Genomic DNA, 17,540 nt, shown 5'->3' with positions numbered 1-17,540 from the left:
GCCCGGCGAGGCTGCTGAGCGGATCACGACCCTGCAAAGGAAATGCCATGCGTACACCGAAGAAGTCACTGCCCGTCGCCGTCGCGGCTCTCACCGCCGGCGTGCTCGCGCTGGGCATCGGCGCCGCGACCAGCAGCAGCGCGCAAACCCTGCAGAACGACAAGCCGCTCAAACCGACGATCGTGCTCGTGCACGGCGCGTGGGCTGACGGCTCGAGCTGGTCCGCCGTCACATCAAAACTGCAGAGCGCCGGATACACCGTCGATGTCGTGGCCAACCCGCTGCGCGGCCTCGCCTCCGATGCGCTGTACCTGCGTGATCTGCTGGCCACCATCCCTGGCCCGGTCGTGCTCGTCGGGCACTCCTACGGCGGCATGGTGACCACCAGCGCTGCCACCGGCAACCCCAACGTCAAGGCCCTCGTCTACGTGGATGCCTTCATCCCCGACCAAGGCGACAGCGTCGGCGCGCTCGCCGCCGCACAGCCCGGCTCCGACCTGGACCCGAACAGCTCGATCACCGCGGTGCCGATCCACGACGCCGGCGGAAACGTCATCAACGCCGACGTCTACATCAAGCCAGATCAGTTCGCGGGCCTGTTCGCCGGTGGCATCCCGGCCAAGCAGGCCGCCGTCCTGGCCGCCACCCAGCGGCCACTGACCGCCAGCACGCTGGAAGAGACCCTCGCCGGTGTTCCGGCGTGGAAGACCATCCCGTCCTGGGACCTCATCGGTACGGCGGACAAGGTGCTGCCACCGGCGGGGCAGGAAATCATGGCGCACCGCGCCGGCGCGCACATCACCGAGGTCGACGCGCCGCACCTGTCGATGATCTCCGACCCGGACGCGGTGACTGACGTGATCGTCGACGCCGCCCGTGCCACCAGCTGACCGACCAACCGCCAAGAAGTGCACGAATCGACGACCGATGTCGCGCTCATCGCCACTGCGATCGACAACGGATCCGACGGCCTGCTGGACCTCGTCGACGGGCGACGAGGCTTCCAGCAGGTCCTCGTCATCACCGCCGGCGACAAGATCACCGTCGCCGGCCTGGAAGGCGAGATCCTCATCGAGCACCCCCAGGCCCGCGCCCGGAGTGACTTACGTCGGCAACGGCCGCCCCCGCGGCCCACGCCAAGACCCCTGAATCGTCACCGATGTCCTGAGATATCACATCCTGACTCGTCAATCGCCCGGGTCACCGAGCTGCGTCACGCCGGATCAGGAGCTCAGCGGCGTTGGGTGGTGGAGTGCGGGAGAACGCGGTCGAGCGTGAGGATCGTGGCGGCTGCGAGGAGGGCCAAGGCCGACAGGGCCAGCCAGGGGAACTCGTGGCGCGCCTCGAAGAGCTGAGCGAAGAACGCCGGTGCCAGCACGCTCGCGAAGGTGAACGAGTACTGCCAGTAGGACAGGTACTTCCCGTGCCCGACCACTGGTGCGACAGCAGCAGCGAGCGCGTTGGAGGTCGCCGCATGCAGTACGTCGGCAAACGCGAAGACCATCGTCGCCAGGATCAGGCCGGGCACCACGAGTGCGGTCGGGACGTGCAGCAGCGACGCCATCAGCACTCCCCACACGGCCCACGTGACGCCGGCGACGATCAGCACATTGGTACGACGCCGCTTCTCGGTGTGCCGCACTACCAGGGTCTGCCCGGTCGCCAGTACGACGGACACCGCGGCCAGCAAGACCCCGACCAACCACTCGGGTGCCGGGAGCGCGTCTGCGACGTACACGGGGACTCCGACACCGAAGAGCATCGTGCAGAGCGCCAGGATGGTGTTGGCGCCGATGAGGATCAGGAACGGCTTGTCTTTGCGCAGGAGTGGTGCCGGGCCGGTGTCCTGCACCTCACGCTTGTGGTGGGAGGGGTGCAGCCGCAGTAGCAGCAGTCCGGCCAGGAAGAACGTCACTGCGTTGAGTGCCATCGCGACCAGGAACGGAGTCTCACCACCTGCCGCCAGCAGCGCACCAGCGGCCAGTGCGCCAAGCCCGAAGCCACCGGCTTGCATCATGCCGCCCAGACCGAACCACCTGTCGCGGTCGCCTTCGTCGGCCACGTCCGACAGCAGACTGAAGATCGACGACCAGAACACCCGCTGACCGAACGTCGTCACGAGTGCACACAGGAACAGCAGCCACAGTGACCGGCCGAAGAAGAACCCGGTGAACGCCAAGCCCTGTGCGAACTGAGAACCAACCACCAGAGTGCGCGGCCCGAGCCGGTCGATCACCACACCGACTGCGGCCGGTGCGGCGATCGAGAACAAGGTCGCCACGGTCAGCAGCGTGCCCGCCGTACCGAGGGGAATCTCAGCGACCCGGACGAAGTAGAGCAGCAGCAGCGGTCCGGCACAGCCGCCACCGAACGAGTCGATCGCGAGGCCGGCGAGCAGTGGGAAGCGGCCGCGGATGTTCGGCAGGCCGAGGGACGTGGCTGTAGGCATGACAGAGTGCTCCGATCGCATCGACTCGGCCCACTCGCAGCGCTGCTACGAGACCACTCCACCAGGGGTGTTCCCCTGACTACAGTTGGGGCTCTCGGCCAAAGACACTAGCAAGCCACGGCCGAGAGCCTCTAGTCCTTTTCAGTCCGCCGCGACGACCGGTCGTACCGACACGTGCCGCAGCGGCCGCCACGCCACCGCAGTCATCAGCACCATGGCCACAAAGGCAATGGCGAACGGGGCCGCCAGTCCGTAGCGCTGAGCCAGAACGCCGCCCAGCCCTGCACCGATCGCAGCACCGCCCACTGAGGCGAGCAGGTACACACTGTTGACCCGCCCCATCAGTGGCTCCGGAGTGGCGAGCTGCCGGGCAGTCGTCGACACAATGCCCCACACCACCGCGTGGACTCCGAACACGGCCATCGTCGCGCCGGCGACCCATGGACTCCGGGTCAGCGCGAGGATCAGGTGCACAGTCGTCTCGATCACCAGTCCGGCCCGCAGCAGGGTCAGCGACCCGACCCGCGGCTCCAGCACGTGGTACACCGGCATGCCCAGCACCCCACCGACCGCGCCGACCGACACCAGCAGCCCGAACTGCGTCTCACTCAGGCCGAGCCGCTCCCGCGCGAACAGCACCCAAGTCGCGAAGGCAGCACAGAAGGTGATGTTCATGACGAGGATCGAGCACGCCAGCGTCCGCACACCCGCGTGCGCCCACAGCCAGCGAACTCCCTCGCGAACTTCGCTCCAGAGCGCCGTACGCTCCGAATCCGGAAGCGGCGGACGTACGGCGACCCGCGCGATGAGCGCGGCCGCGGCAGCGAACGTGACGGCGTCGAACACCAGCGGGACACCGGCACCGACCGCGAACAGCAACGCACCGATCGGTGGACCACCGAGCTGCTGCAGCACCGTGCCGCTGGCAAACAACCGCGCATTCGCCTTCCCCAGGTGCTCCTTGGGTACGGCGCTCACCAGCAGCGCACCGGATGCGTTGTCGGCCAGCGTCTCCGCCGTACCGAGCAGGAAGAGGGCGGCGTAGACCGCCCACAGCGGCGAAGTGTCCAGCAGTACGGCGATTCCGAGCGCACCGAGGACGATCGCGCGAAAGGTGTCAGCGGCAACGATCATCAGGCGGCGGTCGAGCCGGTCGACGAGCGCACCGCTGAACAGGGCGAACAGCAGCCACGGCAGCTGCTGGACGAACGCGGCCGCGCCGACCGCGGCCGGTTCACGGGTGATCGAGGCGACCAGCAACGGGCCGGCGGCAAGCATCGCGCCGTCGCCGAGGTTCGAGATGATCGACGCCGGCCAGATCTTGCCGAAGTCGGAGCCGAGTTCGGGCGGCAGCAGCAACGTACGGAGGGATCGCATACGAGACTCCAGAGGGCATGACGGAACAACCTGACAACCGGCGCCGCTCCGACGCCGGCGGGTGGTCCGGTCAGCTCCTGCCGATCAGCAGGAGGACCGGACGGTGCGTGCCATGTCCTCGAACGACCGAGACATTGCGCTCACCTCCGTCCGCAACCCAGGCGGCCCGTCCGCCTCTCCGCAGACCATACAGTTCGGCCCCCTCCCCCGCACTCCCGTTCGCTCCGCGCAGACCGCCGCGCTATCCTCGACGATCGGCGACCACATCGCCTGGAGGGTTCGCATAGCGGCCGAGTGCGCTGGTCTTGAAAACCGGTATGGCGGGTGACCGTCATCGTGGGTTCGAATCCCACACCCTCCGCTCAACCTCGCCCCAAACGGCTCGCTGACCTGCGGAAACGTCGTCCGTGCCGGGACCGGGGCCGGTCCGGCCGTGAGTGACTGAGTCCGGCCAGCACCGGGCATGTGCGGCTGTTTGTGCCCGTATCGTGCCCGCGTCAGCGAACGTCCTGCCCTGGTGTTTCAGCCGTCTCAAGAAGCTGAAACACCAGAGGGTGGGGTGGTCTACCGTGCGGGAACGACTGCCTGTGCCTGCCGACAGTCCGGCTCGATCTCCGGATTCACGTCCTTGCAGAATTCCCGCAAGAAGGCGCGATAACCTCGATCGAACCTGTTGTAGTCCGCATCGGCCTCCACCTTGACTTTCCCATAGGCCGGTAGGAGTGATGCGGCTATGTCTGTCTGCGCGGCCCAGGCTCGTTCGCTGCCGTACATCGCAAGGAGGGTTCGCTGGTCTTGGTACGCCCGGCGAGCTTCTTCGAACGTCTTCAGCGTGGGCGAGAGGGTGGCATATGGTGCCCCCGTCTGCTTTCGAAGCTCGACTGCGAGCCACGTGCTGTGCATCGCATCGCGGTAGGCCGTAGCCGCATGCAGATAGGCCGGATAGATCTGAGACCGCCTGTCACGAGCCTCTGCAGAATGATCTTCCGCCACTGCCAGGGTTTGCTGCTGCTCACCGTCAATATGGGTGACGAGAATCCCCACCAGGACAACCACCGCACCGATCACCGCCCCACCGAGCGCAACCTTGGCCTCAAACCACTTGCCGTGCTCACGCTTGCGCCTCTCCTGGCGCTCGAACAGACCCATCCTTCTCCCTCAAGCCCCGGCGACTGTCGACCTGCTCAGGGGACCGTATCGCTAACACCGACATGAGGCGACAACTCGACATTCGCCAGAGGCCACGAGAGGCCGGAGATGGGACAGGTGGGACACGCGACGCTCGCAGTTGGTCCTTCCGGCGAACGGCTGGGGAGAGATCCTTCTCGAACAGTCCAGCCCGTACGCCGGTGCGGTCTGGACCGACGACGGGGAAGACCGGGATCACCGTCAGCTCAAGCACCGGGCCGTTGGTGAGGTCAGGCCGGTGCCGTGTCCGCCCACGCTGACAGCCCTCCTCCATCAGCACCTGAAGGAGTACGGCACTGATGCAGAGGGACGGTTGTTCTGGGCAACGCGCGGCGGCGACCTCCCGGCCGTGACGTACCAAACGATGTGGAAAAGGTGCGGGAACGGGCATTCGGCAAGAAAGACGCGGCGGCTTCGAAGCTCGCCAAGCGCCCCTACGACCTGCGGCATGCTGCCGTGTCCACCTGGCTCGCGGGCGGCGTGGAAGCGCCCCGAGTAGCGGCCTGGGCAGGGCACAGCGTTGATGTGCTGCTGAGGGTCTACGCCAAGTTCCTAGATGGGCAAGAGGAGGTGGCACGCAAGCGAGTTGAAGCCGCCCTGAGCGCCTGAAACCCGCCGATCCGACCGGCTCGCCTCATCCACCCGAGGCGAGCCGGTCGCTGCTTTCTGCCGCCAAATCAGTGCCCTGTGCCCGCATAGTGCCCGCGCGACTCTGCTCACGTGCTCTGCGCCGGAGTTTGCGCAGGTCAGAGGGCTCTTCTAGTCTGCAAGCCATCCGGCCTTGAAACCGGTATGGCGGGTGACCGTCATCGTGGGTTCGAATCCCACACCCTCCGCTCGAACCGCCAGAACGTCAGCCTGACCTGCGGATACAGGCGTCGACGGAGAAGGCCCGTGAGAATTTCTGGCGAGGACCTGTCGGATCCGGAGTGAGGCGTTCGTAGTAGGGGTGACGGGCGGCCGGAGAGGCTGCCGGGCTGACAGAAAGGCATCGCGCCATGCGGAAACTGATCTACGGCATGAACCTGTCCCTGGACGGCTACATCGCCGCGCCCGGCGGCGACATCGGCTGGGGCAGGTCGAGCGACGAGCTGTTTCAGTGGTGGCTCGACCAGGAGTTGGCGATCGGGCTGTTGCTGTACGGGCGCAAGCTGTGGGAGGAGATGAGTTCCCACTGGCCGACCGGCGACCAGCAGCCCGACGCCACCCCGGCGCAGATCCAGTTCGCGCGGAACTGGCGGGACACGCCGAAGGTGGTGTTCTCCTCGACGATCGACAAGGTCGACTGGAACACCCGCCTGGTCACCGGCGACGCTGCTGCGGAGATCACCCGACTGAAGGCCGACGACGGCGAGCCGATGAGGGTCGGTGGCGCCACGCTCGCCGGGGCGGCCATGCGGGCCGGGCTGGTCGACGAGTACGAGATCGTCACCCATCCGGTGCTGGTGGGCGCCGGCACACCGTTCTTCACCGCGCTGGACAGCTGGGTGAACCTGAACCTGGTGGAGACGCGGACGTTTCCCGGCGGCGTGGTCATGACCAGGTACGAGAAGACGCGTTGACCGCGATTCCTTTGCTGCTTGCCTGAGGGAGTGGCAGCCTGCCCACACGATCCGGTGACTACGCCGTGAGGCGATCCGCTTCGGCCAGGAGCAGATCGCCGAAGGGTTGAAAGCCGATACTGCAGGCGTAGACGCCGCTGACGACTCGGTGGATGGTTCCCCATTCCCAGATGGCGGTGGCATCCACGCCCGTGTGAGAAGCCAGCTGCTCAGCCCGCGCCCAGAGGTCATCGCCGAGGTCCGGGTTGCAACGCACGATGGTGCCGAGATCGCACGCCGGTTCGGCCCGCAGCCCGGCTGGATCGATGAGCTTGTAGCTGCCGTCACTCGCCTGCAGGGCGTTCATCTCGTGGATGTCACCGTGGACGAGAACCGCGGACCGATCGTCGTGGGCACGGCGACGACGATTCATGCAATTCAGCGCGTCCGCCACGGTGGCCGGCGAACACGGCCGCCCCGCCTGCTCCCATAGTTTTGGCAGCCGATCGGCGTACTGCTCAGCCAACGTCGCGCCGGTTGGAAGGTCAATGTCGGGACCGATCGGCCGCCACAGGCGAACCGCCACTTCGCACAGCAAGTTGTGGCGGCTTGCAGGGTCGGCCACGATGTCGTACATCGGAGCCCCAAGGCGCTCCATCAGAAGGGCCCGTCGACTCAAGTCTTCGCCCAACAGCTTGGCGCATCCTCCTCCGTTCGCCAGGCGCAGCACCATGGCCTCCTGCCCGACGTCCCGACCTGGCACACCGATCTTGAGGACGGCCGGAGTTCCGTCAACCAGCGTCACCTCGACGACCAGGGCGGCGTGACCGCCCGCGAAGCTGGGCCCGATCATCAGAGACCACTCCTGGGCCAGCGAGTCGACCACGCCCGGCAGTTCGTCCAGCCAGGATTCGTTCCCGTCGGCCATGACCGTCTTGCGGACCTGCTCAGGAATGTCGAGGCTCACACCGCCAACCTAAGCCGAGCGAACACGTTGCCGTGATCGGCGCCCGTACACCCTCCGCGGTTACTCCGGCCAGTTGTAGGTTGGGTGGCAGGTTTTGGGGCCGGGGGTTTTGACGCCGTTGTTCATGTGGACGCGCTTGCCCGACGGATCCATGTAGCAGGATCCCCAGGGCGGGGGCTGGTTGGCCGAGTTGTAGACGAGTTTGCCGTTGGCGTCGTACCCGCGGACCGTTTCGCCCGGTAGGAGCGGGGTCAACGGGTCGTATGGGGGCCCACCGGGGAGGAGGGTGCCCCGGCCGGGTGTCGGGGTGAACCAGTAGCCGTGCAGCAGGTAGGCGTCGATCTCCGGGCCGTTGCCTGCCTGGTGCGTGACCCGGGTCACGCGATTGAGCGCCTGACCGGCGTTGCGTGTCAACGGCTCGACCGGCGCTCTCAGTGGGATCGGCTTCGTCCCGTCGTCGTAGTTGGCCGGCGCCGCATCGCTGACCACTCCGGCTCCGTTGCGTCCGCAGAGCAGGCCCTCGGGGCCGGAATGCGTGACCAGCCAGGCCTTGGTCTGGCCGGGATCGGTCACCTTGGTGAACTCGAACCCGTCGACCGCCTGGTAGCCCGTGAACCAGTTCGGGTTACCGTTCGGGCTACCGCTGGCGCGCTTGCTGAAGACGGTCGCGCACTGCCGGAGGAAGGCGGCCTTCTCTGTCGCTGACAAGGTCCGGATGGGCGGTGGGTGACCGAGGCTGTTCTCGGGGGTGCCGGTGGCTGGAGGGCGGGCGTTGTTGCGTAGGGCCGGGATTCCGAAGGCGAGGCCGGCGATCACTGCCAGCACTGCCGCGGCTGCCAGTAGCGGGGTGGCGAAGCGGCGCCGGCGACGTTCGGTCTCTTCCTCGATCGCGGCGAGCAACTCCTGGCGGCGCTGCTCGTGGTGCCCTGGTGGCATCGGGCGTTCGGGGCGACGGGTGAGTAGTTCGTTCATGACAGGTACTCCAGGGAATCGCCCGTCTCAGCATCGGCTGCGAGGCTGCGGAGGTGTTTGCGGGCCCGGGCCAGCCGCGATTTCACGGTGCCGAGCGGGATGTCGAGCGCGACGGCGGCGGCCTGCTGGTCGAGTCCCGCCCAGATGCAGACCTCGACGATCTCGCGTTCGTGCCGGGGGAGCTTGCGCAGCAGCCGGCGCAGTTTCCGGGCCTCGCGTTCGTCGTCGACCCGTGACGCGACGCCGTCGGCGAGATCCGGCTCGTCGGCGGTTGCAGGATGCTTCAGCACGGTGGCCCAGCGGAAATGCTGTCTGCGCCGCTCGTTGCGGACCACGTAGTCCGCCGTTCGAAGGAGCCAGGGCAGAGCCGAATCGTGCACGAGCACGACCTCGTCCCGGCGGCGCCAGGCATGCAGGAACACCAAGGACGTCAGGTCCTCTGCGTCGCTCCAGGACGTCGTACGGCGGAACAGGAAGTTGTAGACCGCTTCGCGTGCCGGTCGAACAACCTTCCGAATGCCTGCGTCTCCCCTTCGCTCGCACGGCTCCACAACTCACGGTCACTCAGGCCAGCCAAGGCCGCCCCCTCGACGTCCGCCTGACCCGGCGATGACCGTGACGCCACACTCATCCACCCCTCCCGACCGGCCCTGACCACCTTCACCCTCTCTGTGTCGCGAGCGCCAGACCTGGGTCCGCCTGGCAGGGTGGGGAGATGGAGTTGCGGATTGCGGTAGGTGGGGGCGAGGTTTGGGCTGAGCATGTGGCGGGGCCTGGGGTGCCGGTGGTGTTGTTGCATCCGGGGGTGGGGGATTCGCGGGTGTGGGATCCGGTGATGCCGAGGTTGGTGGAGCGGCATCGGGTGGTTCGGTACGACGCTCGCGGGTACGGGCGCTCCGCGTTGCCGACAAGTGAGTTCTCGTTGGTCGAGGACCTGTTGAGCGTGCTGGATCAGCTGGGGCTCGAGCAGGTGGTGCTGGTCGGGTGCAGCATGGGCGGGGACACGGCGCTCAGTCTTGCGCTGAACGATCCGGCACGCGTACGGGCGCTCGTCCTGCTCTGTCCCGGAGTGAGTGGGTTCCCGATGCCGGACGAGCCTGAGCTTGACCAAGCCGACTACCTGCGGAAAGACCCGCCGGTGTATGACCGGCTGCAGGAGATTCAGGTGCCGTCTGTGGTGATGGTGGGCGACAAGGACCGGCCGATCATGGCTGCTGTTGCGGGTGCTGCGGCTGCGCGCATCCCCGGGTGCGAATTCATCTGGTTGCCCGGTGCCGACCACCTGCCGAGCCTTCGGAGCCCGGATCAGGTGGCCGAGACCATCCTGCGGTACGCGGTCTAGGTGCTCAGCGGGAACGAGTGGTGTTCGTGGGTGACGGTCCAGCGGTTGTCGACGCGGCGGAGGCCGATGGTCAGGCGGAGACGCAGCGCCGGGTTGGCCTTGTGCTCTTCCGGCGTGCCACACAGCAGGAGGGCATGGGCGAAGGCGACGTCCTCGCCTGCCGTGATCTCCAGCGACTCCAGTTCGAAGGACGCACCCGAGCGCTGCCACTCGAAGAAGCCGGGCCAGGTGTCGCGGTAGGCGTCCAGCCCGCGCACTCCGTCGTACGGCGGGGGCACGTCGAACATCACGATGTCCGGGGAGTGGTCGGCCAGGACCGTGTCCAAGTCGCCGGCGTGGACCGCGGTGACCCAGTTCTCGATCAGTGTGCGGACTTCCTGCTCGTTCGTCATCCTCAAGTCCTTCCAAAGGGAGTCGTCACAGGGAGAACCCCGGCACCCCAAGGAAACTCATCGCGAGGAGTCAGAAAACTTCCGCGGGCAGCCCGAAGGCCTCGAAATCCGCGTCCAGGAACGAGACGACCTCGACGATCTCCGACCCGCGGACGCCGATCACGTCGAGTCCGCCCGGGACGTACCGGTCGCGATCCCACAGGTACGTCCCGAACGCGAGTTGTCCGTTCGCCCGCGCCGGCAGGAACCGCCACTTCTCCCGCAGTGGCCCGTCCAGCAGGAAGCGCCGGATCCCGGCCCGCCCCGAGAACCACTGCAGCAGCGGCGGCATGGAGTACTTCGCGTCATCCGCCAGCATCGCCACGATCGCGTCGACGTCACCGGCCTCCCACGCGGCCATGTACCGCCGTACCAGGTCACGCTCGGCAGACACCCCGAGCTTGCGCAGTGTCGCCTGCTGAGTGGGCTGCAGGGTGCTCAACACCGTCCGAGCCCGCTGCTGCGCACTGTTCACCGCGGCAACCGACGTCTCCAGCACTTCGGCCACCTCACGAGAGGCAAAGGCCAGTACGTCGCGCAACAGGAGTACTGCACGCTGTAGTGCGGTCAGGTGCTGCAGCGACGCCACAAACGCGAGCTCCACGGACTCCAGCGCCACAACCCGCGCCTCGGGGCTCAGCCGCGCAGTCCACTCCAGCCGGCTCGACGGATAGGGCTCCAGCCACACAGCCTCGAAGGACGCGTTCAGGTCGGTGGGCAGCTCCCGCTTCCCGCGCTTCTCGATCAGCGTGAGGCACCGGTTCGTGGCGATCTTGAAGAGCCACGCCCGGAGCGAACCACGCTCCTCATACCTGTCGAGACTGCTCCAGGCGCGTACGAGCGTCTCCTGGACCGCGTCGTCCGCGTCCGCCTCGGACCCGAGCATTCGGTAGCAATGAGCATGCAGCTCTCCACGCCACGGCCCCACCAGCTGTCCGAAGGCGTTCTCATCACCGCCTCTTGCGGCGTCGAGCACGTCACGCATTACCTGCACGCTAGCGAGTGAGTGGTCCAGCGTTCCAGCGTTAGCGTGGCCTTTCCGCTGTCCACAGCCTCCCGGCACCGCTCCAGACACTCCGCGAGCTGCTCGAGCAGTAGCCCTTTTCCAAGCTCCAGCGTCACCAAAGAAGCCGCAGCATTCAGCAGTACGACGTCTCGCACCGGACCGGGCTCACCGTCGACCAGACCGCGCAGTACTCGTGCATTGAACGCAGCATCGCCGCCACGCAGCTCAGCCAACGACACCGGCGCCAACCCGAGCGACCGCGGGTCGAACACGATCTCCGACGCAGAGCCGTCGTACACGACCCACACGCGCGACAGCTCGGTAGTGGTGAGCTTGTCGAGCCCGTCGTCGCCACGGGCAACCAGTGCGGATCGGCCTTGCACAGCCAGCGCGCCGGCGATCACTGGCAGCATCCGTGGGTTGGCGACCCCCACTAGCTGGTGCTGAGGGTCTGCCGGGTTCAGCAACGGTGCGAGCACGTTGAACGCGGTAGGCACGGCCAACTCACGTCGTACGACGGCCACGTGGCGCAGCGCCGGATTGAAGCGTGGAGCGAACAGATAGGTGAGTCCGACCTCGGCAGCGACCTGCACGGCCTCCTCAGCCGACAGGTCGAGTGGTACTCCCAAGTGCTCCACCAGATCGGCGGAGCCACCTGCGGACGACGATGCCGCGCGTCCACCGTGCTTGACCACAGTCACGCCAGTGGACGCCGCCACCACGGCCGCCATCGTCGAGATGTTCACAGCTCCGGTCCGGTCGCCACCCGTCCCGACGATGTCCACGAACGGTCCGCGGATCCGCACTGGCGTTGCGTGCGAACGCAGTACCGAAGCAAGTCCCGCGATCTCGTCGGCCGTCTCGCCCTTGGCCCGCAAGGCGATCAGGAAACCGGAGATCTGGGCCGGCGACGCGTCGCCCAGCACCAGCTGGTCCATCGCCCACGCGGTGTCCGCGGACGTCAGGTCGGAGCCGGCCAGGAGCGCGGAGATGAGCCCGGACCAGGTCCGGAATGTTGTTGCCATTGGCAATCCTCAGGGTGCTGGGCCGCCCACGAGGAGACATCACAACGGCCGCCTCGCAGGAGACGGCCGGGGTGGTGACGCGGAAGCAGGGCCGTCTACTCGACGGCCCACCAGTTGCTCACGCGCGAGAACATGTCGACGACCTTAGTCAGGCGACGAGCTCCTCGGCAACATTCCAGCCGCGGATGTGGTCGACGGTGAAGGTCGGGACAAGGTGGTCGTCATCGCCGACGCTGTCGTCCGGGAAGTCGAACACGGCCAGCATCAGTTGCAGCGGGTACGACGGGGCGCCCTGGCAACTGCGGATCGGGGTGCCGTCGACGAAGAACGTCGCCTCGCCGGAGACCCACCGGACGGCGTACGTGTGGAAGTCCTCCAGGTCGATCGGAAGGCGGACCGCCTCGAAGTCCTGCGGTACGGCCGGGTCGCGGATGGTCTTCAGGCCCATGCCGACCGCGGTGGACTCGCCGGGGACGATCGCGTTGCCGAAAACCTCCATCACGCAGATCTCGCCGCACCGCTCCGGCTGGTCCTCCAGGCCGACCATCCACAGCGACACCATCGACCGCGGACTGATCTCGGCCCGGGCGTGCAGCTCGACGTACCCGCCGTTCGGCGTCCAGCCCCAGAACGGCTCCTGCTCCTCGCGGACGACCAGTCCCTCGCGGTACGGCTGTTGACCGACCGTGCTCCCCACCGGCCCCGAGTAGTTGCCGGACTGGATCCCAGACACCCGCAGGTCCGGCTTGTGGTCGCCGTCGCACCACAGGCCCTGGTCTGGCGGGATGCTGAGCGTCAGGCAGGAGTCATCCAGCGCGTACGTCGCTGCTGACGCCTTCCGCGAACTCCAGTGCGGCAGGTAGTACGGCGACCACACGGACAGGTCCAGCGTGGAACCGTCGAAGTGGTCCTCGAACACCAGGTCACCACGAGTCTCAGGCATGCCCCCATCATGGCCCTGGCCTGGCCGCTGTCACATCATGGTGCCGCGATCCGTCAGGTGAGTTGACGGAGCACGACGGGAGACAGTGACCAGTGGACGAGCACGACCAGCTTGCGCGGCAGTTCGAGCAGCACCGGGGACACCTGCGGGCGGTGGCGTACCGGATGCTCGGTTCGCTGGCGGAGGCCGAGGACGCGGTGCAGGAGGCCTGGCTGCGGCTGAGCCGCTCGGACGTGAGTGACGTCGGCAATCTGGCCGGCTGGCTGACCACGGTCGTGTCGCGGGTCTGCTTGGACACCCTGCGTAGTCGCAAGTCGCGTCGCGAGGACTTCGTGCCGGACCCGATCGTGACCCGGGACAGTGGGCCCGGGCCGGAGGAGCTGGCGGTCGAGGCGGACGCGATCGGTCTTGCGCTGCTCGTCGTACTGGAGACCCTCGCGCCTGCGGAGCGGCTGGCGTTCGTGCTGCACGACATGTTCGGGGTCAGCTTCGACGAGATCGCGACGATTGTGGACAAGTCGCCGGCGGCGACACGGCAGTTGGCCAGCCGGGCCCGGAGGCGGGTGCAGGGCAAGCCAGTGGGTGACGGGGATCCGGGGCGTCAGCGGGAGATCGTCGAGGCGTTCCTGGCGGCGTCGCGGGGTGGGGACTTCGAGGCACTGCTCGCGCTGCTCGATCCGGACGTCGTACTGCGGGCCGACGCCGGCGACGCGACCGCGGAGTTCGCGGGCCCGGCGGTGTCGAAGCTGGTCACCGGTGCGCGCGCGGTGGTCGAGCAGGCGCTGATGTTCAGCCGGATGGCGCCGTACAACGAGGTGGCCCTGATCAACGGCATGCCGGGCACCATGACGGTCATCAACGGCCGCTTGATGGGCGTGATGGACCTCGTGGTCGTCAGCGGCAAGATCACCGAGATCAACATCCTCGCCGACCTCGACCGCCTCGAGCAGCTCCCGATCCCCGCCTGACCAGCGCCAAGTGCTTCGAGCTGAGCGCCATTCACGGACCCGGTGAGCGGGCTAGTCGCGTGGCCAGGTGACGTACTGCTTTGTCAGGACCGGTCCGTCGACGGAGACCGCGTGGGTGGGGGTCATCCAGAAAAGTTTGGGCGACGTGTCAATAACGGCGCTGTTCCTTCGACGTCTGGGTAGGAGCGGATAGCCGAAGGAGTGGTTGGGATGACGACGCAGACGGTGGCGCCGGTTGCGAGCGACGTGGTGGCGGGGCTGTTGGGTGCCGGGTTCAACGGTGCGATCAGGCTGCCGGGCGACGCGGAGTACGACGTACAGCGGAAGTCCGTGATCCCGACGGTCGACTCGCGGCCGCTCGTGGTCGTCGAGGCGTACGGCCGGACCGACGTCCAGGCCGCGGTCCGGACGGCGCGTGACTACGGCCTGCCGATCGCCGTGCAGGCGACCGGCCACGGCACCCGGGTCCCGGCCGACGGCGGCATCCTGCTGAAGACCACCCCGATGACCACAGTCCTGATCGACCCCGAGCGCCGAATCGCCAAGGTCGCGCCGGGTGCGCGCTGGGGCGCGGTCCTCGACGCCGCCGGCCAGTTCGGCCTCGCGCCGCTGTCAGGTTCGTCCCGCGATGTCGGCGTCACCGGGTACACCCTCGGAGGCGGGGTCGGTTGGCTGGCCCGGAAGTACGGGTTCGCGGCCGACAGCGTGATCCGCGCCGAGATCGTCACCGCCGACGGCCGCTTCGTCACCGCGAGCGCCGAACACCACCCGGACCTGTTCTGGGCGATCCGCGGCGGCACCGGCAACTTCGGCATCGTCACGTCCCTGGAGTTCCGGCTGTACCCGGTCCGCCAGGTGCACGCAGGCATCGTGTACTACGGCATCGACCGCGCGGCCGACATCCTGCGCCGCTACCGCGACTGGACCACCACGATCCCGAACGAGCTCAGCACGGCCGTCGTACTCACCCGCGTCCCCGGCACCGAGCAGCGCGCCGTCGCGATCAAGGTCATGTACGCCGGTGCCGCCGACCTGGCCGAACACCTGCTGAAGCCGCTGTTCGAGGTCGCCGGACCGCGCCTGGCCGGCGAGCTGAAGACGATCGAGTACGGCGATGCCGCGATGGGCGGAACACCGGCGCGGCACCTCGACTTCCTCGACGAACTCACCGACGGCCTGATCGACACGCTAACCACAGTGGATGGCGAGCCAACGGTCGAGATCCGGCACTGGGGTGGCGCGATGGCCCACCCGGGTCCCGGCGCGGGTCCGGTCGGTCACCGCGATGCGTCGTACTCGCTGATCGTCGACCGTGAGATGCACGGCCTGCTGCCGGACTCCGGCCGCACCTTCGTGAACTTCCTCGGCGACCCGGGTCGCGCGGACACGGCGTACACACCGGAGGACCTGCGCCGGCTGCGCGAGGTGAAGCGGGCCTACGACCCGGCGAACTTCTTCCACCTCAACGCCAACATCCGCCCCTGAGACAGAAAGCGACCCCGGTCCCCAGGAGGGCAGGGGACCGGGGTCGCTCGGGGCGTCCGTCAGACCGTGCCGGCGTTGCCGTACACGGAGACGTGGACGTGGTCCATGTGGTTCGCGGTCGCACCGCCGCGATCCTCCATGCCTCGCCAACCTTCACTCATGCGCTGGACGGTCCAGATCTGCTGCTGGTAGATCAGCTCGCTGATGCCCAGCATCTTGTAGTTCGCCTTCAGCCACTCGGCGACCTCCTTGCCCTCCGAGCCGCTGACCATGATGTCGAGCGCGCGGCCGGTGGAGTGCTCCGAGCCACTGTCGCCGGCCCGGAGTCCGCCGTACGACGTGATGCTCGGGAACTTCGCGCAGACGGCCCGGTGGACCCGGATCGCGTCCTGGGTCAGTCCGCTCTCGACCGACGAACCGGACTTGCAGGCTGCCTGCGAGATGGTGCCCGCGGTGCTCGCGACCGGCTTGGTGGCGGACAGGTACTGCGCCTTGACCCAACGGGACTTGCCGTCGCGGACGATCTCGGCCCAGATGCCGTCGACCTTGCCGGTGACGGAGACCTTGGTGCCCTTCGGGATGACGTCCAGCAGGGTGCCGACCAAGGGAATCGACCAGACGTTCAGGTCGGTGGTGGTGTACTTCGAGCCGGTCACCTTCGGCGGTGTCGCGGCCGCCGCCGCCCGCGTCTTGGTCGCGGCGGGCTTCGGGATCGGCGCCTGCTTCTTCAGGTGCTTCGCCGTGGGGGCGGCCTTCGGCTTCGGCGTCGCCGTGGTGAGGTTCAGCGGCGGACGGAGAGCGTCGCGGCTGATGGCCGATTCGCGCGCCAGCTGCAGGGACGAGCTGGCGAACGGGGTGGTGAGTTTGACCTCGCGGTCGGGAAGTGCGGCTGCCGAACCGGTGGCCACCAATGCCACCGCCGCGCCGGGGATCGCCACCTTCGCGATACCGGGCTGGATCACCTTCGGGCGCGGTTGACGGTGCCGCGCCTGTCTATGCCGACCTGCCACTGACTCACCCAATCTGCCGAGACCAAAACGTTATCGACCGGAGGAGTCAAGCACAGATCCCCGAAAGGTTCGCAATCGGCCCGCTGTTTTAACGCATTACGAACATTCGAATGGGGAACCGGACGTAATCCGCCCGCTATCCGGAAGTTACCGGCTCGAGATCAAACGCTTGGGCAGTTTTCGTGCTGTCGTTTCAGCACAGAGCGTGAGTGATCGCGGCCGCGATCCACGTGGCGTAACGGTCGAGCGGCCACGCGCGGTGCAGCACCAGCAACTCGTAGAGCTCGACCGAGATGTAGGTCCACAGCACATCGGCGACCTCGTCGACCGTGATGCCGTCGCGCAGCTGGCCACTGTCGAGCAGGTGGCGACCGAACATCGTCATCCCGGTCAGCCGCTCGTTGAGCAGGGTCTGCCAGGTCTCGGCCAGCGTCTCGTCGTGGTGCCGGCCGTCCCGGATCAGGATCTGCACCCGGGCCGACCGCTCCTGCCGTTGCGCGAGACCGTCGACGTACAGCTGGATCTTCCGCCGTACGTCGGGTTCGGCCTGAATGGCCTGTGCTTCGGGGCGCTCGGCGATCGGCACGGGTTCGTCGTCACCGGCGATGACGAAGTCGAACACCGCCTTGGCCAGTGCGGCCTTGGTGCCGAAGCCCTTGTAGATGCTCTCGGCCGAGACGCCGGCGCGCTTGGCCACGGCGGTGATGGTGGTCGCCTGGTAACCGTCGGTCTCGAACAGATCCCTGGCCGCGACCACGACGCCGTACCTCCGTTGCCGGGCCTGCTCGCGCCGGCCGGACGCGTCGTACTGCCTCTTGACTTCTGTCATCACCGGT

Annotated in this window: 18 protein-coding genes and 1 tRNA gene; 7 read left to right on the top strand and 12 right to left on the bottom strand. The window is 67.5% G+C overall.

Annotated elements, in window-relative coordinates; genetic code table 11:
- The first annotated feature begins 47 nt into the window (after positions 1-47).
- A complete protein-coding gene (locus tag V9K99_RS03740; protein ID WP_337010826.1) occupies positions 48-890 on the top strand; it encodes an alpha/beta fold hydrolase in 843 nt (280 codons plus the stop codon).
- A gap of 341 nt (positions 891-1,231) precedes the next feature.
- Here the strand turns inward: V9K99_RS03740 and V9K99_RS03735 are convergent, their stop codons facing one another.
- Positions 1,232-2,449, bottom strand: coding sequence for an MFS transporter (locus V9K99_RS03735; protein WP_337010824.1), 1,218 nt, complete (start codon positions 2,447-2,449; stop codon positions 1,232-1,234).
- A gap of 141 nt (positions 2,450-2,590) precedes the next feature.
- Positions 2,591-3,826 carry an MFS transporter gene (locus V9K99_RS03730; protein ID WP_337010822.1) on the bottom strand — a complete coding sequence of 412 codons (1,236 nt, stop codon included), beginning with the start codon at positions 3,824-3,826 and terminating at the stop codon, positions 2,591-2,593.
- A gap of 272 nt (positions 3,827-4,098) precedes the next feature.
- On the opposite strand from V9K99_RS03730, the gene V9K99_RS03725 reads away from it, so the two are divergent.
- Positions 4,099-4,187: transfer RNA gene (locus tag V9K99_RS03725), tRNA-Ser, on the top strand.
- A 203-nt stretch (positions 4,188-4,390) separates the two neighbouring features.
- Here V9K99_RS03725 and V9K99_RS03720 read toward each other — a convergent pair.
- The gene (locus V9K99_RS03720) at positions 4,391-4,975 is read right to left on the bottom strand and encodes a hypothetical protein (protein WP_337010820.1); all 585 of its coding nucleotides are present in this window, start codon (positions 4,973-4,975) and stop codon (positions 4,391-4,393) included.
- Between the two features lie 405 nt (positions 4,976-5,380).
- Here V9K99_RS03720 and V9K99_RS03715 point away from each other — a divergent pair, with 405 nt between their 5' ends.
- Positions 5,381-5,623 (top strand): hypothetical protein, encoded by a 243-nt coding sequence (locus V9K99_RS03715; RefSeq protein WP_337010818.1) that lies wholly within the window; start codon positions 5,381-5,383, stop codon positions 5,621-5,623.
- A gap of 389 nt (positions 5,624-6,012) precedes the next feature.
- On the top strand, positions 6,013-6,576 hold the full coding sequence (locus tag V9K99_RS03710; protein ID WP_337010816.1) for a dihydrofolate reductase family protein: 564 nt from the start codon (positions 6,013-6,015) through the stop codon (positions 6,574-6,576).
- A 58-nt stretch (positions 6,577-6,634) separates the two neighbouring features.
- Here the strand turns inward: V9K99_RS03710 and V9K99_RS03705 are convergent, their stop codons facing one another.
- Genes V9K99_RS03705 through V9K99_RS03695 form a run of 3 tightly spaced genes read right to left on the bottom strand, consistent with a single transcriptional unit; the run spans position 6,635 to position 9,045 of the window.
- Positions 6,635-7,522, bottom strand: a complete 888-nt coding sequence (locus V9K99_RS03705; RefSeq protein ID WP_337010814.1) for an aminoglycoside phosphotransferase family protein — start codon at positions 7,520-7,522, stop codon at positions 6,635-6,637.
- A gap of 60 nt (positions 7,523-7,582) precedes the next feature.
- Entirely contained in the window at positions 7,583-8,494 is a 912-nt protein-coding gene (locus V9K99_RS03700) for a hypothetical protein (RefSeq protein WP_337010811.1), read from the bottom strand.
- Entirely contained in the window at positions 8,491-9,045 is a 555-nt protein-coding gene (locus tag V9K99_RS03695; protein WP_337010809.1) for an RNA polymerase sigma factor, read from the bottom strand. Before V9K99_RS03695 ends, V9K99_RS03700 begins: the two co-directional genes overlap by 4 nt.
- Before the next feature lie 164 nt (positions 9,046-9,209).
- On the opposite strand from V9K99_RS03695, the gene V9K99_RS03690 reads away from it, so the two are divergent.
- Complete coding sequence (locus V9K99_RS03690) at positions 9,210-9,836, top strand: alpha/beta fold hydrolase (protein ID WP_337010807.1); 627 nt, start codon at positions 9,210-9,212, stop codon at positions 9,834-9,836.
- Here V9K99_RS03690 and V9K99_RS03685 read toward each other — a convergent pair.
- The 4 genes from V9K99_RS03685 to V9K99_RS03670 all read right to left on the bottom strand — a co-directional run bounded on the left by V9K99_RS03685 (position 9,833) and on the right by V9K99_RS03670 (position 13,241).
- The gene (locus V9K99_RS03685) at positions 9,833-10,228 is read right to left on the bottom strand and encodes a YybH family protein (RefSeq protein WP_337010805.1); all 396 of its coding nucleotides are present in this window, start codon (positions 10,226-10,228) and stop codon (positions 9,833-9,835) included. The genes V9K99_RS03690 and V9K99_RS03685 overlap by 4 nt on opposite strands.
- Positions 10,229-10,298: 70 nt before the next feature.
- Positions 10,299-11,252 (bottom strand): sigma-70 family RNA polymerase sigma factor, encoded by a 954-nt coding sequence (locus tag V9K99_RS03680; RefSeq protein ID WP_337010803.1) that lies wholly within the window; start codon positions 11,250-11,252, stop codon positions 10,299-10,301.
- Entirely contained in the window at positions 11,252-12,298 is a 1,047-nt protein-coding gene (gene trpD, locus V9K99_RS03675; RefSeq protein WP_337010801.1) for an anthranilate phosphoribosyltransferase, read from the bottom strand. Before trpD ends, V9K99_RS03680 begins: the two co-directional genes overlap by 1 nt.
- 148 nt (positions 12,299-12,446) lie before the next feature.
- On the bottom strand, positions 12,447-13,241 hold the full coding sequence (locus V9K99_RS03670) for a glycoside hydrolase family 16 protein (protein WP_337010799.1): 795 nt from the start codon (positions 13,239-13,241) through the stop codon (positions 12,447-12,449).
- A 92-nt stretch (positions 13,242-13,333) separates the two neighbouring features.
- Between V9K99_RS03670 and V9K99_RS03665 the strand changes: the two genes are divergently transcribed.
- Positions 13,334-14,209: a sigma-70 family RNA polymerase sigma factor gene (locus V9K99_RS03665; RefSeq protein ID WP_337010797.1), complete on the top strand. Its 876-nt coding sequence runs from the start codon at positions 13,334-13,336 to the stop codon at positions 14,207-14,209.
- A gap of 210 nt (positions 14,210-14,419) precedes the next feature.
- Complete coding sequence (locus tag V9K99_RS03660; protein ID WP_337010795.1) at positions 14,420-15,694, top strand: FAD-binding oxidoreductase; 1,275 nt, start codon at positions 14,420-14,422, stop codon at positions 15,692-15,694.
- Positions 15,695-15,753: 59 nt separating this feature from the next.
- Here the strand turns inward: V9K99_RS03660 and V9K99_RS03655 are convergent, their stop codons facing one another.
- Both V9K99_RS03655 and V9K99_RS03650 read right to left on the bottom strand, forming a co-directional pair.
- Positions 15,754-16,704 carry an SH3 domain-containing protein gene (locus V9K99_RS03655; RefSeq protein WP_337010793.1) on the bottom strand — a complete coding sequence of 317 codons (951 nt, stop codon included), beginning with the start codon at positions 16,702-16,704 and terminating at the stop codon, positions 15,754-15,756.
- Between the two features lie 193 nt (positions 16,705-16,897).
- Positions 16,898-17,533 carry a TetR/AcrR family transcriptional regulator gene (locus tag V9K99_RS03650; RefSeq protein WP_337010791.1) on the bottom strand — a complete coding sequence of 212 codons (636 nt, stop codon included), beginning with the start codon at positions 17,531-17,533 and terminating at the stop codon, positions 16,898-16,900.
- Positions 17,534-17,540 lie beyond the last annotated feature (7 nt).

The sequence above is a fragment of the Kribbella sp. CCNWLW201 genome (genome assembly GCF_037203805.1).
Taxonomy (GTDB): Bacteria; Actinomycetota; Actinomycetes; order Propionibacteriales; family Kribbellaceae; genus Kribbella.
This window is presented reverse-complemented; position numbering and strand designations above follow the sequence as displayed.

Excerpts from the sequence above, each read along its gene's own strand:
- V9K99_RS03740 (WP_337010826.1), top strand. The coding sequence starts at position 48 with ATGCGTACACCGAAGAAGTCACTGCCCGTCGCCGTCGCGGCTCTCACC.
- V9K99_RS03650 (WP_337010791.1), bottom strand. The coding sequence starts at position 17,533 with ATGACAGAAGTCAAGAGGCAGTACGACGCGTCCGGCCGGCGCGAGCAG.
- V9K99_RS03660 (WP_337010795.1), top strand. The coding sequence starts at position 14,420 with ATGACGACGCAGACGGTGGCGCCGGTTGCGAGCGACGTGGTGGCGGGG.
- V9K99_RS03690 (WP_337010807.1), top strand. The coding sequence starts at position 9,210 with ATGGAGTTGCGGATTGCGGTAGGTGGGGGCGAGGTTTGGGCTGAGCAT.
- V9K99_RS03670 (WP_337010799.1), bottom strand. The coding sequence starts at position 13,241 with ATGCCTGAGACTCGTGGTGACCTGGTGTTCGAGGACCACTTCGACGGT.
- V9K99_RS03700 (WP_337010811.1), bottom strand. The coding sequence starts at position 8,494 with ATGAACGAACTACTCACCCGTCGCCCCGAACGCCCGATGCCACCAGGG.
- V9K99_RS03735 (WP_337010824.1), bottom strand. The coding sequence starts at position 2,449 with ATGCCTACAGCCACGTCCCTCGGCCTGCCGAACATCCGCGGCCGCTTC.
- trpD (WP_337010801.1), bottom strand. The coding sequence starts at position 12,298 with ATGGCAACAACATTCCGGACCTGGTCCGGGCTCATCTCCGCGCTCCTG.
- V9K99_RS03680 (WP_337010803.1), bottom strand. The coding sequence starts at position 11,252 with ATGCGTGACGTGCTCGACGCCGCAAGAGGCGGTGATGAGAACGCCTTC.
- V9K99_RS03710 (WP_337010816.1), top strand. The coding sequence starts at position 6,013 with ATGCGGAAACTGATCTACGGCATGAACCTGTCCCTGGACGGCTACATC.
- V9K99_RS03685 (WP_337010805.1), bottom strand. The coding sequence starts at position 10,228 with ATGACGAACGAGCAGGAAGTCCGCACACTGATCGAGAACTGGGTCACC.
- V9K99_RS03720 (WP_337010820.1), bottom strand. The coding sequence starts at position 4,975 with ATGGGTCTGTTCGAGCGCCAGGAGAGGCGCAAGCGTGAGCACGGCAAG.
- V9K99_RS03730 (WP_337010822.1), bottom strand. The coding sequence starts at position 3,826 with ATGCGATCCCTCCGTACGTTGCTGCTGCCGCCCGAACTCGGCTCCGAC.